The 17,769-nt window shown below is 69.3% G+C and carries 15 protein-coding genes; 9 read left to right on the top strand and 6 right to left on the bottom strand.

The features are described 5' to 3' along the window. Positions 1-95 precede the first annotated feature (95 nt). Positions 96-1,733, top strand: coding sequence for a heparinase II/III family protein (locus N5079_RS14375; RefSeq protein WP_261584234.1), 1,638 nt, complete (start codon positions 96-98; stop codon positions 1,731-1,733). 40 nt (positions 1,734-1,773) lie between these two features. Here N5079_RS14375 and cimA read toward each other — a convergent pair whose 3' ends face one another. Continuing rightward, positions 1,774-3,348, bottom strand: coding sequence for a citramalate synthase (gene cimA, locus N5079_RS14370; protein ID WP_261584233.1), 1,575 nt, complete (start codon positions 3,346-3,348; stop codon positions 1,774-1,776). A gap of 330 nt (positions 3,349-3,678) precedes the next feature. Between cimA and N5079_RS14365 the strand changes: the two genes are divergently transcribed. Beyond that, positions 3,679-4,332, top strand: coding sequence for an O-methyltransferase (locus N5079_RS14365; RefSeq protein ID WP_261584232.1), 654 nt, complete (start codon positions 3,679-3,681; stop codon positions 4,330-4,332). 105 nt (positions 4,333-4,437) lie between these two features. After that, complete coding sequence (locus N5079_RS14360) at positions 4,438-5,016, top strand: Uma2 family endonuclease (protein WP_261584231.1); 579 nt, start codon at positions 4,438-4,440, stop codon at positions 5,014-5,016. Positions 5,017-5,097: 81 nt separating this feature from the next. Here the strand turns inward: N5079_RS14360 and N5079_RS14355 are convergent, their stop codons facing one another. The 3 genes from N5079_RS14355 to N5079_RS14345 all read right to left on the bottom strand — a co-directional run bounded on the left by N5079_RS14355 (position 5,098) and on the right by N5079_RS14345 (position 8,355). Then, a complete protein-coding gene (locus N5079_RS14355) occupies positions 5,098-6,189 on the bottom strand; it encodes a branched-chain amino acid aminotransferase (RefSeq protein WP_261584230.1) in 1,092 nt (363 codons plus the stop codon). A 150-nt stretch (positions 6,190-6,339) separates the two neighbouring features. Beyond that, positions 6,340-7,386, bottom strand: a complete 1,047-nt coding sequence (locus N5079_RS14350) for a 3-isopropylmalate dehydrogenase (protein ID WP_261584229.1) — start codon at positions 7,384-7,386, stop codon at positions 6,340-6,342. 45 nt (positions 7,387-7,431) lie between these two features. Further along, on the bottom strand, positions 7,432-8,355 hold the full coding sequence (locus tag N5079_RS14345) for an ROK family protein (protein ID WP_410007788.1): 924 nt from the start codon (positions 8,353-8,355) through the stop codon (positions 7,432-7,434). A 450-nt stretch (positions 8,356-8,805) separates the two neighbouring features. On the opposite strand from N5079_RS14345, the gene N5079_RS14340 reads away from it, so the two are divergent. The 4 genes from N5079_RS14340 to N5079_RS14325 are packed head-to-tail and all read left to right on the top strand — an operon-like array spanning position 8,806 to position 12,787. Further along, entirely contained in the window at positions 8,806-9,906 is a 1,101-nt protein-coding gene (locus N5079_RS14340) for a sugar ABC transporter substrate-binding protein (RefSeq protein ID WP_261584227.1), read from the top strand. Beyond that, positions 9,907-10,626 (top strand): ATP-binding cassette domain-containing protein, encoded by a 720-nt coding sequence (locus N5079_RS14335; protein WP_261584226.1) that lies wholly within the window; start codon positions 9,907-9,909, stop codon positions 10,624-10,626. Continuing rightward, on the top strand, positions 10,626-11,813 hold the full coding sequence (locus tag N5079_RS14330) for a sugar ABC transporter permease (RefSeq protein ID WP_261584224.1): 1,188 nt from the start codon (positions 10,626-10,628) through the stop codon (positions 11,811-11,813). Before N5079_RS14335 ends, N5079_RS14330 begins: the two co-directional genes overlap by 1 nt. After that, positions 11,810-12,787: an ROK family protein gene (locus N5079_RS14325; RefSeq protein ID WP_261584223.1), complete on the top strand. Its 978-nt coding sequence runs from the start codon at positions 11,810-11,812 to the stop codon at positions 12,785-12,787. The genes N5079_RS14330 and N5079_RS14325 overlap by 4 nt, the downstream gene beginning before the upstream one ends. A gap of 166 nt (positions 12,788-12,953) precedes the next feature. Here the strand turns inward: N5079_RS14325 and N5079_RS14320 are convergent, their stop codons facing one another. Both N5079_RS14320 and serA read right to left on the bottom strand, forming a co-directional pair. Next, positions 12,954-13,076, bottom strand: coding sequence for a hypothetical protein (locus tag N5079_RS14320; RefSeq protein ID WP_261584222.1), 123 nt, complete (start codon positions 13,074-13,076; stop codon positions 12,954-12,956). Between the two features lie 416 nt (positions 13,077-13,492). Continuing rightward, positions 13,493-15,082, bottom strand: a complete 1,590-nt coding sequence (gene serA, locus N5079_RS14315) for a phosphoglycerate dehydrogenase (protein ID WP_261584221.1) — start codon at positions 15,080-15,082, stop codon at positions 13,493-13,495. Positions 15,083-15,373: 291 nt separating this feature from the next. Between serA and N5079_RS14310 the strand changes: the two genes are divergently transcribed. Together N5079_RS14310 and N5079_RS14305 are read left to right on the top strand one after the other, a co-directional pair. After that, a complete protein-coding gene (locus tag N5079_RS14310) occupies positions 15,374-16,252 on the top strand; it encodes a hypothetical protein (protein WP_261584220.1) in 879 nt (292 codons plus the stop codon). A gap of 77 nt (positions 16,253-16,329) precedes the next feature. Then, positions 16,330-17,748, top strand: coding sequence for an MFS transporter (locus N5079_RS14305; protein ID WP_261584219.1), 1,419 nt, complete (start codon positions 16,330-16,332; stop codon positions 17,746-17,748). Positions 17,749-17,769 lie beyond the last annotated feature (21 nt).

Genomic DNA, 17,769 nt, shown 5'->3' with positions numbered 1-17,769 from the left:
TTGACCGGCGGGCCGGGATTCGTGGAGCATGTGCCGCCCCCTCAATATGGTCGGAAGGAACCGGCGTGCGCGGCCGCAGTCGAACCCTAGGTCTGTTGGCCGCCCTGCTCCTGAGCTGCGGGCTCGCCGCCCCCGCTCAGGCCGCCCCGGGCGTTCAGCGGACGGTGGAGTGCCAGGGCGACTGGCTCCCCGCCACGCCGACCTCGCCGGACATCATGAACGGGCAGTTGGAGTTCCTCGACCTCCCGGCCGTGACCGTGGGCAAGGACGTCAACTGGCACCTCGACCCGTACAAGAACAGGTCCTGGCAGATGGTGTTCCAATCCCTGCGGTGGATGGGACGCCTGGTCGCGGATTACGAGGCGACGGGCAAGGAGGCGTACCTCAGCCGGGCGGTCGAGATCGCCAAGGACTGGGTCCAGGACAACCCGCCTGGCGGCAGCGGGACCAGCAAGTACGCCTGGGCGGAGCACCCCATCGCGCTGCGCGCCCCGGCCCTGGTCTGCCTCAGCCGGCACGTCTCCGCCGCCTGGCTAACGGAGAGCCTGGCCGTGCACGCCCACAAGCTGGCCGACCCGCGGCACTACGAGAAGGGCCACAACCACGGGCTCGACCAGGACATCGGCCTCCTGCGGATCGGCTGCCGCTACGGCAACAAGGCCTGGCGGGACCTCGCGCTCAAGCGCATGGTGGGCTCGATGGAGCTCGACATCGACTCCCAAGGGGCGCTGAGGGAGCAGGCGCCCCGCTACGCCCTCTACGTCTACGACCGGCTCAGGGTGGCGGTCGACACGATCGGCGACTGCAAGCTCAAGGTGCCGGCCGCGCTGGCCACCCGATGGGAGGGCCTGCCCCGGCACATCAGCGCCGCCACGCAACCCAACGGCTACATGGTCCCCATCGGGGACGGCCCGGCCGACGTCCAGCCGGCGGGGTTCGACCACGCCGACGAGACGGTGCAGGTCTTCAAGGCGGGGTACGTCTTCGGCCGCACCACCTGGGGAGACCCGCAGTCGGCCTACTACTCGATCAGGTTCGGGCCGGGCCTCAAGTTCCACGGGCACGAGGACCACCTGGGCGTGACCTACTTCGCCCAGGGCCGGAGCATCCTCACCGAGGCGGGGTTCCACTCCTACGAGAACACGCCGTACCGGCGCTGGACGCTCACCCCGGAGGCGCACAACGTCCCGGTCATCGTGGGCAGGAAGCTCCGCGGGCACACCCCGACGGCGCTCACGCGCCGCTCCATCGGCAAGGAGCGGCAGTCCTTCACGCTGACCGACCGGGCGTACGGCGTGAGCCGTACCCGGGCGGTGCTGGTCAACCACCACCAGGACGTCATGGCCGTCCTCGACACGGCCAAGTCGGACCTGCGGAACCTGTGGCACCTGGACCCCTCGCTGAAGGTGGTGTCCTCCAGCAAGGGCCAGGTCGTCGTGGCCGACGGCGCATGGCGCGCCACGCTGGTGCAACTGGCCCTGCCGTCCTGCACGCCGATCGAGGGACAGCGGATCGTGCGCGGGCAGACCCAGCCCTACCAGGGCTGGATCTCCCCCGGATACATGCGGAAGGTCCCCGGCTCCGTGGTGATCTCGCCCTCCGCCCGCTCGCTGCTGACCGTCGTCGTGCCCGGCACGGACAAGCCCGCGGTGACCTGCTCCGGCCGTACCGTCATCGTCCACGCCCCGGCGGGTCCCGTCACCTTCAAGATCTCCGGCTCCGATCTGGTTTGACCTGGTTTGACCTGGTTTGACCTGGGGGCGCGGGCGTGAATCAGGCGCCGTGGCCGGCGCGGAGGAGGCCGTAGGTGACGGCCTGCTCCAGGGCCTGCCAGGACGCCTCGATGATGTTCTCGTCGACGCCGACGGTGGCCCATTCACCGGTGGCGTCACTGGAGGTGATCAGAACCCGGGTGACGGCGTCCGTGCCGTGGGTGCCCTCCAGGATGCGGACCTTGAAGTCGATGAGCTCCACCTCGGCGAGCTCCGGGTAGAGCTTCTCCAGGCCCAGCCGTACGGCCTTGTCGAGCGCGTTGACGGGGCCGTTGCCCTCGCCGGTCGCGATGATGCGCTCGCCCTTGGCGTGCAGTTTGACGGTGGCCTCGCTGACGACGTCACCGGCGGGGCGGCGCTCGACGATGACGCGCCACGACTCGACCGAGAAGTAGCGCTTACGCTCACCGGTGACGGTGTCGCGCAGGAGGAGCTCGAACGACGCGTCGGCGGCCTCGAACGTGTGGCCGCGCGACTCCAGCTCCTTGACGCGGTCGACGAGCTCCCGGGACTGGTCGCCCGTGAGCTGGTACCCGAGCTCGCGGCCCTTGAGCTCGACCGACGCCCGTCCGGCCATGTCGGAGACGAGCATGCGCATGTCGTTGCCGACGCGCTCGGGGTCGATGTGCTGGTAGAGGTTGGGGTCCACCTTGATCGCGGACGCGTGGAGCCCCGCCTTGTGCGCGAACGCCGACGTCCCGACGTAGGGCTGGTGCGAGTTCGGCGTGACGTTGGTGACCTCGGTGATCGCGTGGGCGATGCGGGTCATGTCCCGCAGCGATTCCGGCGGAACGAGGTCGAACCCCTTCTTGAGCTGGAGGTTCGCCACCACCGTGAACAGGTTGGCGTTGCCGGAGCGCTCGCCGTACCCGTTGGCGCAGCCCTGCACATGGGTCGCGCCCGCCCGGACCGCGGCGAGGGTGTTGGCCACCGCGCAGCCGGTGTCGTCGTGGCAGTGGATGCCCACCCGTGCCCCCGTGCCGACCGCCTCGTGGACGACGTCGGCCAGCTCGTCCGGCAGCATGCCGCCGTTGGTGTCGCAGAGCGCGATGACCGACGCCCCGGCCTCGGCGGCCGTGCGGAGCACCTCCAGCGCGTACGCGGGGTTGGACTGGTAGCCGTCGAAGAAGTGCTCGGCGTCGAGGAAGACGCGCTGGCCCTCCGCATGAAGGTGGGAGACCGTGTCGCGGATCATCGCGAGGTTCTCCTGGAGTGTCGTGCGGAGGGCCAGCTCCACGTGCCGGTCGTGGCTCTTGGCGACAAGGGTCACGATCGGTGCACCGGATTCGCGCAGGGCGGCCACCAGTGGGTCGTCGGCGGCCTTCACTCCGGCCCGGCGGGTCGCGCCGAACGCGGCGAGCTGCGCGTGCTTCAGGTCGAGCTCGGTGCGAGCGCGCCGGAAGAACTCCGTGTCCTTGGGGTTGGCTCCCGGCCAACCGCCCTCGATGAAGCCGACGCCGAGACCGTCCAGGTGACGCGCGATGGCCAGCTTGTCGGCCACCGTGAGGTTCAGTCCCTCCTGCTGCGCGCCGTCGCGCAGCGTGGTGTCGTACACGTGGAAGCCGTCGTCGGCCATTTCATGTCTCCTTCGCGGGATGTCGATCTCGCCGCGCGCTCTTCAGCCCAAACAAAAAGACCCCTCACGGACGTGAGAGGTCTGCGCGCTGGCGTTGTCCTTTTTAGCCAGCGCGCCTGCTGATAATGAGCAGACCGTAGTACATGGTGCCTAGGAGTCTGCCACACGTCCTCACCATCTGGCACGTCGATCTCATATTACGAGATGATTTCGGCATACGCCCTGCTAGAAGACCTGCTGAGCGGTCAGCGACCCCACCGGGAGACCGCGAACGGCGACTGCCACGTCGTCCCGCACTGCTCCGCTCCCCCGCAACTTAAGGTGGGGAACATGAAGGCTGACAATTTCATTCAACCCGCCGTCGCCCACTACGCCGCCTCGCACACGAGCCCGCCCGACGACCTGCTGCTCGGTCTGGCCGAGGAGACCATCAAGCTCACCGGCGACAGGGCGATCATGCAGATCGCCCACGAGCAGGGGACCCTCCTGACCATGCTCGTCCAGCTCACCGGGGCTCGCCGGGCTGTCGAGGTGGGCACTTTCACCGGCTACTCCTCGATCTGCATCGCCAGGGGCCTGCCCGCCGACGGCCGGCTCATCGCCTGCGACGTCAGCGAGGAGTGGACCTCGGTCGCCCGGCGCTACTGGGAGAAGGCCGGCGTGTCCGAGAAGATCGAGCTGCGCCTCGGCCCCGGCGCCGACACACTGAAGGCCCTCCCCCAGGAGGAGTGGATCGACTTCGCCTTCATCGACGCCGACAAGGCCGGCTACCCCGTCTACTACGAGGAGATCCTGGTACGGCTGGCACCCGGCGGCCTGATCGCCGTGGACAACACCCTGCAGCACGGGGAGATCACCGACCCCTCCGCCGGAGGCACCGTTCCGGCGATGCGCGAGTTCAACGACCTGGTCGCGGCCGACTCCCGGGTCACCAGCGTCCTCCTCCCGTTCGCCGACGGCCTCACTCTCGTCCGTAAGAACTGACTTTCGACAACCCTCCACGACCAGGGCGTCTTTGCGATTACATTGCGTATCGCGTCAATCACGTTGCGCCCGCCCGCCTGGAGGGGATGTGGAATCATGGGAAAGGTGCTGGACCGACCTGCGACACCGGCGGAGACGAAACGCGCGGAGCTTCAACGCCGCTACCGCGAAGCGTGCGATCTCTTCCCCGATTCCAGGGTCGAGCTCATCGACGGCCGGATCGTGGTGAGGGAGGTGTCCACCGGAGAGCACAACGATGTCGTATCCCGCCTGATCCTCCAGATAGTCGCCCTTGTCGCGAGCCGAGAGTGGGGTCTGTGGACCAACATCAAGCTTTTTCTCGGCCCGCAGATCGACCGCTACATCCCCGACCTGACGATCGTGCCCCGCAACCGCCGGATGTGGGGCGAGGACGAGGTCTACGGCGACAGCACGGTGCTCGTCGTGGAAGTCGTCTCCAAGAGCAGCGTCCGGGACGACCACGTCGTCAAGCCGGAGAGCTGCGCCGTAGCCGGAGTGCCGCTCTATCTGGTCATCGACACCTTCAAGGGCACGGCCAGGTTGCTGAGCCGGCCGGACGGCGGGTCCTACGCCAAGGAGGAACAAATATCCCTGGGCGAGCCGCTACAACTGCCTGAGCCGTGGGGGCTGACGATCGACACGGGCAAGCTCGTCGAGGCGTAAGCCGTACGGAACGAAGCCCGGCTGGACACATCCAGCCGGGCTTCACCCGTCCCGCCGGCCGGCAGCGCGGCCGGTCGTGGGTTAGCAGATCTTGTGGATCCAGTGGTGGGTGTCGGGGTGGGAGCCGTACTGGATGCCCATGAGCTCTTCGCGGATCTTCAGGGTCACGGGGCCGGGGGTGCCGTCGCCGACGGTCCAGCCGCGGTCGGCGCCCTTGACGGAGCCCACGGGAGTCACGACCGCGGCGGTGCCGCAGGCGAAGACCTCGGTGAGCTCGCCGGACTCGCAGCCGGCCTGCCACTCCTCGATTGAGATCTTGCCCTCCTCGGCCTTGAAGCCCAGCTCGCCCGCCATGGTAAGGATCGAGTCACGGGTGATGCCGGGCAGCAGCGTGCCGGTGAGAGCAGGGGTGACGAGGCGGTCGCCGAAGACGAAGAACAGGTTCATCCCGCCCATCTCCTCGACCCAGCGGTGCTCGAAGGCGTCGAGCCAGACCACCTGGTCGCAGCCCTCCTCGACCGCCTGGCGCTGGGCGACGAAGGCCGCCGCGTAGTTGCCGCCGCACTTGGCGAAGCCGGTGCCCCCGGGGGCCGCCCGGGTGTACTCGGTGGACAGCCACACGGAGACCGGCTTGACGCCGCCGGAGAAGTACGAGGCCGCCGGTGAGGCGATCACCATGTACTTGTAGCTGCCCGACGGGTGGTTCACCCCGAGAGCGGGCTGCGTGGCGATCATGAAGGGGCGCAGGTAGAGGCTGTGCCCCTCGGTGGTCGGCACCCAGTCCCGGTCGTTCTGCACCAGCAGCTCCAGCGACTGGACGAACGTCTCCTCCGGAAGCTCCGGCATGGCCATGCGGAGCGCGGACTGGTTGAACCGAGCCGCGTTGGCGTACGGCCGGAAGGTGACGATCGACCCGTTCGACTGCCGGTACGCCTTGAGGCCCTCGAACAGCTCCTGAGCGTAGTGGAAGACCGAGGTGGCGGGGTCGAGGAGGAGCGGGCCGTACGGCTGAAGCCTGGCGTCGTGCCAGCCGCGACCCTCGGTGTAGTCGATCGAGACCATGTGGTCGGTGAAGGTCTGCCCGAAGCCGGGGCTCGCCAGTACCTGCTCGCGCTCGGCCACGGTGCGGGCCTGCTGGTTGAGCTGCACATCGAAGCTGAGGTGGGTGGTCATGGCGAAGATCCTTCTTCTCTCTACGTCGTCGTCACAGTCATTGTGCGACGAGGCGGCTAAGGGAAACCTAGGGCATCTGGAAGGTATGAAAAAGCGCATGGCGGCCCGAACCGGGCCGCCATGCGCTGTGGACGGGGTGAGCGGCCCGGCTTAGCCGGCTACTCGGGCGGCGATGTCGTCGCCGATCTCGCGGGTCTTCCTGCCGGTCCAGGCGCCCTGGCGCTCGACGAGGTCGTCGGCGACGGCCTGCTCGACGCGGGCCGCCACGTCGGCGAGGCCCAGGTGGTCGAGGAGCATGGCGACCGACAGGATCGTGGCGGTCGGGTCGGCCTTGCCCTTGCCCGCGATGTCGGGCGCGCTGCCGTGGACCGGCTCGAACATCGAGGGCGCCGTGCGGGCCGGGTTGACGTTTCCGCTGGCCGCTAGGCCGATGCCGCCGGCGACGGCCGCGCCGATGTCGGTGAGGATGTCGCCGAACAGGTTGTCGGTGACGATCACGTCGAACCGCTGCGGCTGGCTGACGAAGAACATCGACGCCGCGTCCACGTGGCAGTAGTCGGTCTCGACCTCGGGGAACTCCAGGCTGACACGGTCGACCGTACGGGCCCAGAGGTCGCCCGCGTAGGTGAGCACGTTGGTCTTGTGGACGAGCGTCAGCTTGCGGCGCGGACGCGCCTGGGCCTTCTCGAAGGCGTAGCGGACGACGCGCTCGACGCCGAAGGCCGTGTTCAGCGACTCCTGGGTGGCGATCTCCTGCGGCGTGCCGCGGCGCATCACGCCACCGGCTCCGGCGTAGGGGCCCTCGGTGCCCTCGCGGACGACGATCATGTCGATGTCCTCGGGACGGACACCGCCCAGCGGGGTCTCCACGCCGGGGAAGAGCTTGACCGGGCGGAGGTTGACGTAGTGGTCGAGCTCGAAGCGCAGCTTGAGGAGCAGGTCACGCTCCAGGATGCCCGGCGGTACGCTGGGGTCCCCCACCGCGCCGAGCAGGATCGCGTCGTAGCCGCGCAGCTCGTCGAGCACCGTGTCCGGCAGGGTCTCGCCGGTCGCGTTGTAGCGCTTCGCGCCGAGATCGTATTCGGCCGTCTCGGCCTTGACGCCCACGGCGTCGAGGACTTTGAGGCCTTCGGCGACGACTTCGACGCCGATCCCGTCTCCCGGGATGACTGCCAGACGGATGTTGCTCGACTCCATGCGTGTACCTTACCGGTTGTCTCGAAGATCGAAACACCGGTCTCATCATCCGAGCGGCGTCATCGCCACCGCGCGCTCGAAGACGAGGTCCCGCGCCGTCGTCAGGCCGAAGGCGAGCGCGCCGAGGAGCACGGCGTCGGCGCCGAGCGTGGACGCCTCGATCCGGGGCGGGCGGAGCGCCACGAGCGACCCCAGCCGCTCGGACACCGGGCCGATCAGCAGGTCGCCCGCCTGCGCGCCGATGCCGCCGCCCAGCACAACCAGCTCGGGGTCGAGAACGGCGGTCACCCCTGCCAGCGCGTGGGCGACGTGGTCCGCCTCGGCGGCGACGACCCGCTTGGCGGTCTCGCTCCCCGCCCTGGCCGCGTCGAAGACGTCCTTGGCGGTGGAGGCCGCCATGCCGAGCCGTTCGGCCGTGGCGACGACCCCGTCCGCGGACGCGACCGACTCGAACATGCCGCGCCCCGGGTTGATCAGCGGGTCGCCCTCGCCGACGGGCATGTAGGAGATCTCTCCCGCCGCCCCCTGCGAGCCCCGGTAGAGCTTGCCGTCGATGACGACGCCCATGCCGATGCCGGTCCCGATGGACACGAAGACGAAGTGGGAGACGCCCTGGCCGAGGCCGTACGCCCCCTCGCCCACCGCGGCCAGGTCGACGTCGTTCTCCAGCACGTACGGCGACCCGATGACGTCGGCGAGCCGTTCGACCGCGCCGGCCTGCTCCCAGCCGGGGAGGTTGGGGGCGACCCGCAGAGCGCCCGTCTCCTTGTCGTGGATGCCAGGTGTCCCGAAAACGGTCAGCGTGATGTCGCCGGGCGCGAGACCGGCCTCCGTGGTCAGCTCGGCGGCTATCCCGGAGAGCTGGTCGAGCACCGCGTCATAGCTCCCGGCCCGGGACGGCTCGTCCCTGCGCGCGACGATCTCGCCGACGAGGTCGGCCAGCGCGAGCCTGACGTACGCGCGCCCGATGTCGACGGCCAGGACCCAGCCTGCCTGCGGGCGGATCTCGTAGAGCAGCGCGGCGCGGCCCGCGTTGCCGGTGCGCAGCCCGACCGGGCGGACCAGTCTGGCACGCTCCAGATCCGCCAGGGCGACCGAGATCGTCGGCTTGGACAAGCCGGTGGCCTGCGCCAGCTCCGGCCGGGAGACCTTGCCGAGGCGGAAGATCTCCGCGAAAACGGCTCGCTCATTCATCACGCGGAGCAGGCTGGTCGTGTTGGCGGTCCCGCCGCCGATACTCACCACATTCCCAAGATTGGCATACCCACCACGGAAGGCGGGCCAGTTGATCACTAGTGGATCGCCCTGCACCATCCAGCCCTCCGTGCATGTGATCTCGTCTAACCCCTAGTCATACAGCTGATAGTAAATTACCTTTCTTATCAACCCTCGGGGTCATGAGAAAGGATTCGCATGCCAATGCGTCGAGGATTGCTGGCCATCTCCGCCGCGGCGCTCATGCTCAGCGCCGCGTGCGGCAATAGTTCAGACTCGGGCGCGAAGCCGTCCGAGACCAAGGCGGAGGGCGGCGGTGGTGGCGGGAAGACCATCGCGCTCTTCCTTCCCGAGTCGAAGACCACCCGCTATGAGGCCTTCGACCGCCCGCTGTTCGAGGCCAAGGCCAAGAGCCTCTGCCCGGACTGCAAGCTGCTCTACTTCAACGCCGACCAGGACGCCGCCAAGCAGCAGCAGCAGGTCGAGGCCGCCCTCACCCAGGGCGCCAACGTGCTCGTGCTCGACGCCGTGGACGCCGCGGCCGTCGCGCCGCTGGTCAACCAGGCCAAGCAGAAGAAGGTCCCGGTGATCGCCTACGACCGGCTGATCTCCGGCATCGACTACGACTACTACGTGTCGTTCAACAACGTCCGCGTGGGCGAGATGCAGGGGCAGGGCCTCCTGGACGCGCTCAACGCGGCCGGCACGGCGGCCAAGGGCCAGATCGTGATGATCCACGGCTCGCCCACCGACCCCAGCTCGGCCGACTACAAGAAGGGCGCGCACAACGTCCTCGACGGCAAGGTCAAGATCGGTCGCGAGTTCGACACTCCCGACTGGAGCCCCGACAAGGCACAGCAGGAGATGGAGCAGGCCATCACGGCGCTCGGCCGCGACAACATCGTGGGCGTCGTGTCCGCGAACGACGGCATGGCCAGCGGCGCGATCGCTGCCATGAAGCGGGCCGGCTACAAGACCATCCCCCCGATCACCGGGCAGGACTCCGAGCTCGCGGCCATCCAGCGGATCCTGGGCGGCGAGCAGTACATGACGATCTACCTGAACATCCGGTCCGAGGCGGAGAAGTCCGCCGAGATCGCGGTCGCGCTGACCAAGGGGGAGAAGCCCACGGCACCTGACAAGGCCAACAACGGCACCGCGGACATCGCGTCGTTCCTGCTCGACCCGATCGCGGTGACCAAGGACAACATCGCCAGCACCATCATCAAGGACGGCTTCTACAAGGCGTCCGACGTTTGCACGCCCGAGCTCAAGGACGCGTGCGCTAAGGCGGGCATCCAGTAAATGATTTCGGCGACAGACGTATCGAAGCGATACGGCGCGGTCCAGGCTCTCCAAGGGGTGAGCCTGGACCTCCGTCCCGGCGAGGTGGTCGCGCTGGTCGGGGACAATGGCGCGGGGAAATCAACCCTGGTCAAGGTCATCGCAGGCGCCGTCAGCCCCGACGAGGGGGGCCTCGTGATCGACGGCGAGCGGGTGCACATCAGCACCCCTCATGACGCTCAGCGGCTCGGCATCTCGACGGTCTACCAGGATCTCGCGTTGTGCGAGAACCTCGATGTCGTGGCCAACCTTTTCCTCGGAGCCGAACGGCGGAAGTGGTCAATTCTCAGCCATATCCGTATGGAACGCTCCGCGCGCGACCTGCTCACGTCACTCGACGTGCGCATCCGGGACATCAGGGTGCCCGTGGCGATGCTCTCCGGCGGCCAGCGGCAGTCGGTGGCCATCGCGCGCGCGCTGATCGGCGAGCCCCGGCTCGTCATCCTCGACGAGCCGACCGCCGCACTGGGCGTCGAGCAGACCGCCCAGGTCCTCGACCTCATCAGGCGGCTGCGCGAGCGCGGCCTGGCGGTGCTGCTCATTTCCCACAACCTCGCCGACGTGCGCGCGGTCAGCGACCGCGTCGTGGTCCTGCGCCTGGGCCGCAACGCCGGCGAGTTCCGTACGGCTGACGCCTCTCAGGAGTCGATCGTGGCCGCGATCACTGGAGCCGCCGCATGATGAACGCTGCCACTGTGGTGCGCAAGCCGTACACGCCCAAGGAGGCTGTCGAGCGGCTGCGGCACGGGGACCTCGGCGCGTGGCCGGTGGTCGGCGGACTGATCGTGATCGCGATCGTCTTCCAATCGCTCAACGAGCACTTCCTCTCCCCGGAGAACCTCACCAACCTGGTCATGCAGATGGCGGCCACGGGGACGATCTCGCTCGGCATCATCATGGTGCTGCTGCTGGGCGAGATCGACCTGTCCGCCGGATCCGTCAGCGGCCTGTGCGCGGCGGTCATGGCGATCCTGGCCGTACGCCAGGGCTGGAATCCGTTGCTGGCAGTCGTCGTCGCCCTGGCGGCGGGGGCGCTGGTCGGGCTGCTGCACGGCCTGATGTTCACCCGGCTCCGGATGCCGTCGTTCGTCGTGACCCTGGCCGGTCTCATGAGCTGGCAGGGTCTGCTGCTCTACCTGCTGGGCTCGGGCGGCATCATCAACCTGCCCTTCGACGGCTTCATCGCCAAACTGAGCGACACCTGGTTGCCGAACTGGCTGGCGTGGGTGGCCATCACCGCGCTGGTGGCCGTCTTCGGGGCGTCCGGGTTGATCAGCCGGCGGCTGAGGGTCGCGGCGGAGCTTCCCGTCACGGCGTCGTGGTGGCTGATCGTCAAGGTCGCGGGCCTCGCGGTCGTGCTGGCGGCGGCCGTGATCATCATGTCGGCGGATCGCGGCGTGCCGCTCCTGCTGGTCATCTTCGGCACGCTCGTCGTGGTCTTCGACCTGATCCTGCGGCACACGGCGTTCGGGCGGTACATGTACGCCGTGGGCGGCAACGCGGAGGCGGCCCGCCGGGCGGGCATCAGCGTGACGCGGATCCGTGTCCTGGCGTTCGTGCTGTCGTCCACACTGGCGGCCTTCGGCGGCATCCTGGCGGCCAGCCGCCTGGCGGCCGTCAACCAGGGCTCCGGCGGAAGCGACACCCTGCTCATGGCGATCGCCGCGGCGGTCATCGGCGGCACATCGCTGTTCGGCGGACGGGGACGCGCCTACCACGCGCTGCTCGGCGTCCTGGTCATCCAGGCGATCGGCAACGGCATGTTCCTGCTCAGCGTGGACTCCTCGGTGCGGCTCATGGTCACCGGGGCGGTCCTCGCTCTGGCCGTGGCGATCGACTCCCTTGGCCGACGCGGCAGCACCACGTGAGCGCCGATCGGACGCAGGGGTCCCCCCGTTACGTCCTGGGCGTCGACTTCGGCGGCACCAAGGTCGCGCTGGCCACAGCGCCCCTTGGGGCCGCCCCCCGGATGCCCCTGTCCGTGACCCGGATCGAGACCCGCGGGTTCGAGGGGGCACCCGAGGTGGTGCGCCGCACCGTGGCCGCGTGCCAGACCCTGGTGGCCGGCCACCCCGGCGAGCTGGCCGCGGTCGGCGTCTCCACCTTCGGCATCGTCCGCGACGGTGTCGTACGGCTCGCGCCCAACGTGCCGGGGTGGGACGGCCTGCCGCTGCCGGGCCTGCTGCGCGAGGAGTTCGGCAGGACCCCGGTGCGCGTCGCCAACGACGTCAAGGCGGCCACGGCCGCCGAGCTGCGCTGGGGCAGCCTGAAAGGAGTCAAAGACGGGATCTACCTGAACCTGGGCACCGGACTCGCGGCCGGGTTCGTGGTCAACGGCCACGTGGTGAACGGCGCGCACGGCGCGGCCGGCGAGATCGCCTACCTGGCTCGCCACGCGGACGACCTGCGTATCCTCCAACCGGCCGCTCCCGTGGCCGACGGGCTCGGGCCGGCCGTGACTCGGGCGCCCCTGGAGGAGTACGTATCGGGCATCGCGCTCGCGGAGCGGGGCAGCGAGCTGCTGGGCACTCCCGTGACCGCCGCCGACCTGTTCGACCGCGGCCACGACCCCCGGGTCAGGATCCTGCTGGACGACGCGCTCGACGCGCTGGCGCTCGCCATGGCGAACCTCTGCGTCGCGCTCGACCCGTCCCGTGTGGTCATCGGCGGCGGCATGATGGGCGCGGCCCAGCTCATCGTGCCCCACCTGCGCGAGGCCGTACGGCAGGCCGTGCCGTACCCGCCGGAGATCGTGGCGGCGCGGTTCGTGGACGACGCCCCGCTCTACGGAGCCCTCGCCCTGGCGCTGGACGGGGACTCACTGGACGGGACGTCTGCCTGACGACATCTCGTCCGCAAGATCGAACGACGTTACGACCGCCGGCGGCGCGATTCACCCCGCGCCACGGCGGTCGCGGCGTCATATCGTGATCATGCGCATATTCCCGGGAAGCGCGCAGGCCCGCCCCGATCAGCATCGTGATCATGCATGAAGCCCTGTTGACGCGTCAGCGCTGGGGTGAGCCGCCGTTGTCGCGGCGGTCGAGGGCGGTCTGCAACGCGACGGTGGCCTCGTCCTCGGCCTCTTCGGGGCTGTTCCAGGGATACATCTCGTACATGGCGGATCTCATTTCCGGCAGAGCATTGCTAGAGGCGGATCCTGGGCGAATCCGGAAACTGGCGACTCCCGGGCCGGGACGCGGATCGCGCGTCGCGGGGCGACGGAGTCAACGGCCGTCAGTGGTGCCGCTCTCCGCGGCGGGCGGCCGCCCTACCCTGATCAGGCCCCGCCGCGGCAGGCAAGGAGTGCGGCTACCTGGCGCGTCGTCATTCGCCCACATTACCCCAGGATCTCGTAGGACGACCTAATATCTCAAAGCCTGAGACGGGGCAGCAGTCGATCATGACGATAGTGCTGTCGAACGCCGTTTCCGACAGCACTATCGTCATGATCAATTAACCGGCCGAGGGCCGTACATATACGAAAGCCCGGGCCGGCGCGGACGCGCGCCGACCCGGGCCGGAAACCAGGGGCCGATCCCGGGACTCAGTCCTCCAGGTCGACCGTACGGCCGCTGTCGGCGCCGATCTCCCCGGCGATCTGCTCGATGATGTCGCTCGTGATGGCCGAGTCAACGGTGAGCGCGATGAGGGCCTTGCCGCCCTTCACGTTCCGGGAGACCTGCATGGACGCGATGTTCACGCTGTGCTCGCCCAGCAGGCGGCCGACGATGCCGACGATGCCGGGACGGTCGGTGTAGGTGAAGAACGCCAGGTGGTCGGTGGGCTCGATCTCCATCGCGAAGCCGTTGACCTCGACGATCTTCATGATCTGCCGGGGGCCGGACAGCGTGCCCGAGACCGAGACCGTGCGGCCGTCGGCCAGGACGCCGCGGACCGTGATGACGTTGCGCCAGTCCGGGCTGTCCGAGCTGGTCACCAGCTCGACCACGGTGCCACGGTCCTTGGCGAGCAGCGGGGCGTTGACGTAAGTCACCGCGTCCTCGACGACGTCGGTGAAGACGCCCTTGAGCGCGGCCAGCTCCAGCACCCGCACGTCCTGGGAGGCGATCTCGCCGCGGACGTCCACGTCCAGGCGGGTGGCGACCTCGCCCGCGAGCGCGGTGAAGATGCGGCCGAGCTTCTCCGTGAGCGGCAGGCCCGGCTTGACGTCCTCGGCGACCGCGCCGCCCTGTACGTTCACGGCGTCGGGCACGAACTCGCCGGCGAGCGCCAGCTTCACGCTGCGGGCGACCTGGGTGCCGGCCTTCTCCTGGGCCTCGTGCGTCGAGGCGCCGAGGTGCGGCGTCACCACGACCTGGTCGAGCTCGAACAGCGGGCTGTCGGTGCACGGCTCCTTGGCGAACACGTCGATGCCGGCGCCCGCGACGCGGCCCTCCTTGAGGGCGGAGTAGAGCGCGTTCTCGTCGATGATGCCGCCGCGGGCGACGTTGATCAGCCGGACGGACGGCTTGACCATGTGGAGCTCGCGGTCGCCGATGAGACCGATGGTCTCCTTCGACTTCGGCAGGTGGACCGTGATGAAGTCGGCCTGCTGGAGGACCTCCTCCAGCGAGACGAGCTTCACACCCATCTGGGCGGCGCGCGCCGGCTGCAGGTAGGGGTCGTAGGCGATGAGCTCGACACCGAACGGCTGGAGCCGCTGGGCCACGAGCTGGCCGATCTTGCCGAGGCCGAGGATGCCGACGACCTTCTCGTCGAGCTCGACGCCCGTGTACTTCGAGCGCTTCCACTCGCCGCCCTTGAGCGCGGCGTGGCCCTGGGCCACGTTGCGGGCACTGGCCAGGATGAGGGCGACGGTGTGCTCGGCGGCGCTGGTGATGTTCGAGGTCGGGGCGTTCACGACCATGACGCCGGCCTTGGTGGCGGCCTCCACGTCGACGTTGTCGAGCCCGACGCCCGCGCGGGCGACGACGCGCAGCTTCGGCGCGGCGGCGACGGCCTCGGCGTCCACCTGGGTGGCACTGCGGACGATCAGGGCGTCCACGTCGGCGAGTGCCGGCAGCAGCTGGGACCGGTCGGCGCCGTCGGTGTGGCGGACCTCGAAGTCCGCGCCGAGCACGGCGAGACCCGCATCGGAAAGCTCTTCTGCGACAAGTACGACGGGCTTGGTCACTGGTCAGTCCTTCGAGATGTGCGACGCACGGACAGGCGCGAGTCTATCCGGCCCTTGTGAAAGCCCTCACGAGCGATCCGCCATCCGAGACGGAACCCGCACCGAATCCACGGATGGTGTTGCCGCTGTGACAGAGGGGAGGCATGAGGCCGGCTGACTTGCGGGCACTAGGGGGTCCGTTTACCCAACCTGGACCGGTCCCATCCGCACAGCCGCCATCTTGGTATTGATCGCACCTAATCTTCACGATTAGCCTGTTTAAGCCATGGTTTTCTACCTATCGTTCAGCCTATGAGCATCGGGAACCCCTCTCTCGGCGAAGTGCTCGCGCGGCACGGCGGCCCCCAGCAACTACTCGCGGCTCTCGCGGAGTGGGGAATCCTGGTCGCCGTCCGGCCCGACCGCTCCGTCGTGCTCGGCACGACCCAGAGCGGCGAGCGCGTGCTTCTCGGGTACACGGGCCCCGCCACCTACGCGCGGCACCGCGGCAGCCACTCTCTGTCGGTCTGCGACGCCGACACGATCCTGGACATCCAGCGCGTCACCGGCGTCCGTGAGATCGTCATCGACGCGGCCGGTCCGGCCGCGGCAGCCGTACCGATCGAAGACCTCCAGCGCTACCTCCAGTCGACGCGCAGCGGCCCCACGCCCGCGCTGTCGGCCATGGGATCCGCTGTGCCCTCGGCGTACGCCACGGGCGCGATGGCGACCGTGACCCGCACGCATCACGTGGCGCAGAGCGCGCCCGTCCCGGCCCCCACGCCCGCTCCGGCCCCGGTCTCGCCCCCATGGATTCCCGCGCCACGGCAGCACCTGTCCGGCGCCATGCAGGTGGTCGATCCCGGCTACCGCAGGACGAACCACCCGATCCTCCCCGCCCTCCGGGTGGCGATCGGCGAACTGCTGCGCAGCCTTCCTCTCGTGCACCATGTGTGGATCTCCGAGGCGCGCACCGTCTCGGGGTCGTCCGGGATCATGCTGCACGTCAAGGTCCACACCCCCGCCGCCGAGGACATCGTGAGGGACCTGCACCGCGGGGTCCGGGCCCGGCTGCCGCAGCTCGCGGCGAGCGAGGCTCCGGTCCTCATGGCGCGGGTGGCCGATGCCCACACGGAACGCCGGATGATCGAGCTCGGCGCCCACGTCGTCTGCGCCGACGTGACGGACTAACACGAGGCCGCGGCCGGCGGCGACGTACGGCGAGGCGGTGGCGGATCCGGCGGACGGGAAGGCTTCCGGTCGGGCGCTTGCTCGGCTTGAATGTCGCCATGGTCTCCGCGGCGGCGACGCCACACCCCTCCCCTGTGTCCCTTGGCACGCGCCTCGGATACGCCGTCGGCTCCTTCTGCACCGCCAACTTCTCGGCCATCCCGGGCCTGCTGCTGCTCTACTACATGACGAACGTCCTGGCCGTGCCCGCCGGGCTCGCGGGGGTCGTGCTGTTCTTCCCCAAGGCGTGGGACCTGATCATCAACCCCCTGGTCGGACAGTGGTCGGACCGGACCACATCTCGCTGGGGGCCGCGCCGCCCGTGGTTGCTGGCGGGGGCCGTCGTGCTGCCCGTGTCGTTCGCCCTGATGTTCGTCGGGCCGCCGCTCAAGGGCGTCCCCGCCGCCGTCTTCGTGGGCGTGACGTTCCTGGCGGCGGCCACCGGATACGCCCTGTACGAGGTGCCGTACAAGGCCATGCCGGCCGAGATGACCACCGACTATCACGAGCGGACCTCGCTCCTCCAGTGGCGGATGATCTTCATCGCGATTGCGGTGGCGATGAGCGGGATCGCCGCCCCGGCCATCGCGGGCAACTCGGTGGACGGCTACCGCCAGATGGGTCTCATCTTCGCCGCCATCCTCCTCGCCGCCATGCTGGGCTCCTTCTTCGGCACGGCCCGGGCGCCGTTCACCGGCCAGAACCAGTCCGAGGGGACCCTGCGGTCGCAGCTCGTGGCGGCCCGGACGAGCAGGCCGTTCATGTGGCTCCTCGGCCTCAGCACGGCCCAGACCCTCGCCGCCGGCGTGATGCTGGCGGGTGCGCCCTATTTCGCCGCCTACACGCTGAATGACACCAAGGCCACGAGCACCCTCTTCGCCGCCCTCGTCGGGCCCATGCTCGTCACCATGCCGCTGTGGGTGTGGCTGGCCCGCATGATCGACAAGCGCGGGGCGATGATCCTCTCCGGGGCGCTGTTCACGGCCGGCGCCGTGCTGGCCCTCGCGACCCCCGCGCTCGGCTCGCTCTACGCCCATGTCGCCGTGATGGTGGTCGGGATCGGGTACGCGGGCCAGCAACTCCTCCAGTTCTCCATGCTGGCCGACGTGATCGCCCATGACGGAGCCCTGAGCGGCGAGCGCCGCGGCGGCGTCTTCACCGGCCTCTGGACGGCGGCCGAGAGCGCGGTGGCGGCCTTCGGCGCGACCATCTACGGCGCGGTGCTCGCCCTGGGCGGGTTCGTCTCCTCCGACCCGGAGCACCCCGTGACCCAGCCGGACAGCGCGTACACCGCCGTCATCATCGGGCTCACCGTCGTCCCCGCTCTGATCACCATCGCGGGCATCCTGATGACGCTGAAGTACGACCTCACCGCCGGCCGCCTGGCCGAGGGCACTGCCCCGGGAGAGAAGGCCCCCGACGCGGCGACCCCCGGCGCCGCCCTGCCGGAGCGCTGAGCCGCCCTCACCTGAACTGCT

The organism is Planotetraspora sp. A-T 1434 (assembly GCF_025420585.1).
Classification (GTDB): domain Bacteria; phylum Actinomycetota; class Actinomycetes; order Streptosporangiales; family Streptosporangiaceae; genus JAOEGB01.
This window is presented reverse-complemented; position numbering and strand designations above follow the sequence as displayed.

Coding starts and splice junctions, on each gene's coding strand:
- cimA (WP_261584233.1), bottom strand. CDS start 3,348: ATGGCCGACGACGGCTTCCACGTGTACGACACCACGCTGCGCGACGGC.
- N5079_RS14340 (WP_261584227.1), top strand. CDS start 8,806: ATGCGTCGAGGATTGCTGGCCATCTCCGCCGCGGCGCTCATGCTCAGC.
- N5079_RS14365 (WP_261584232.1), top strand. CDS start 3,679: ATGAAGGCTGACAATTTCATTCAACCCGCCGTCGCCCACTACGCCGCC.
- N5079_RS14350 (WP_261584229.1), bottom strand. CDS start 7,386: ATGGAGTCGAGCAACATCCGTCTGGCAGTCATCCCGGGAGACGGGATC.
- N5079_RS14355 (WP_261584230.1), bottom strand. CDS start 6,189: ATGACCACCCACCTCAGCTTCGATGTGCAGCTCAACCAGCAGGCCCGC.
- N5079_RS14310 (WP_261584220.1), top strand. CDS start 15,374: ATGAGCATCGGGAACCCCTCTCTCGGCGAAGTGCTCGCGCGGCACGGC.
- N5079_RS14335 (WP_261584226.1), top strand. CDS start 9,907: ATGATTTCGGCGACAGACGTATCGAAGCGATACGGCGCGGTCCAGGCT.
- N5079_RS14320 (WP_261584222.1), bottom strand. CDS start 13,076: ATGAGATCCGCCATGTACGAGATGTATCCCTGGAACAGCCCCGAAGAG.
- N5079_RS14330 (WP_261584224.1), top strand. CDS start 10,626: ATGAACGCTGCCACTGTGGTGCGCAAGCCGTACACGCCCAAGGAGGCT.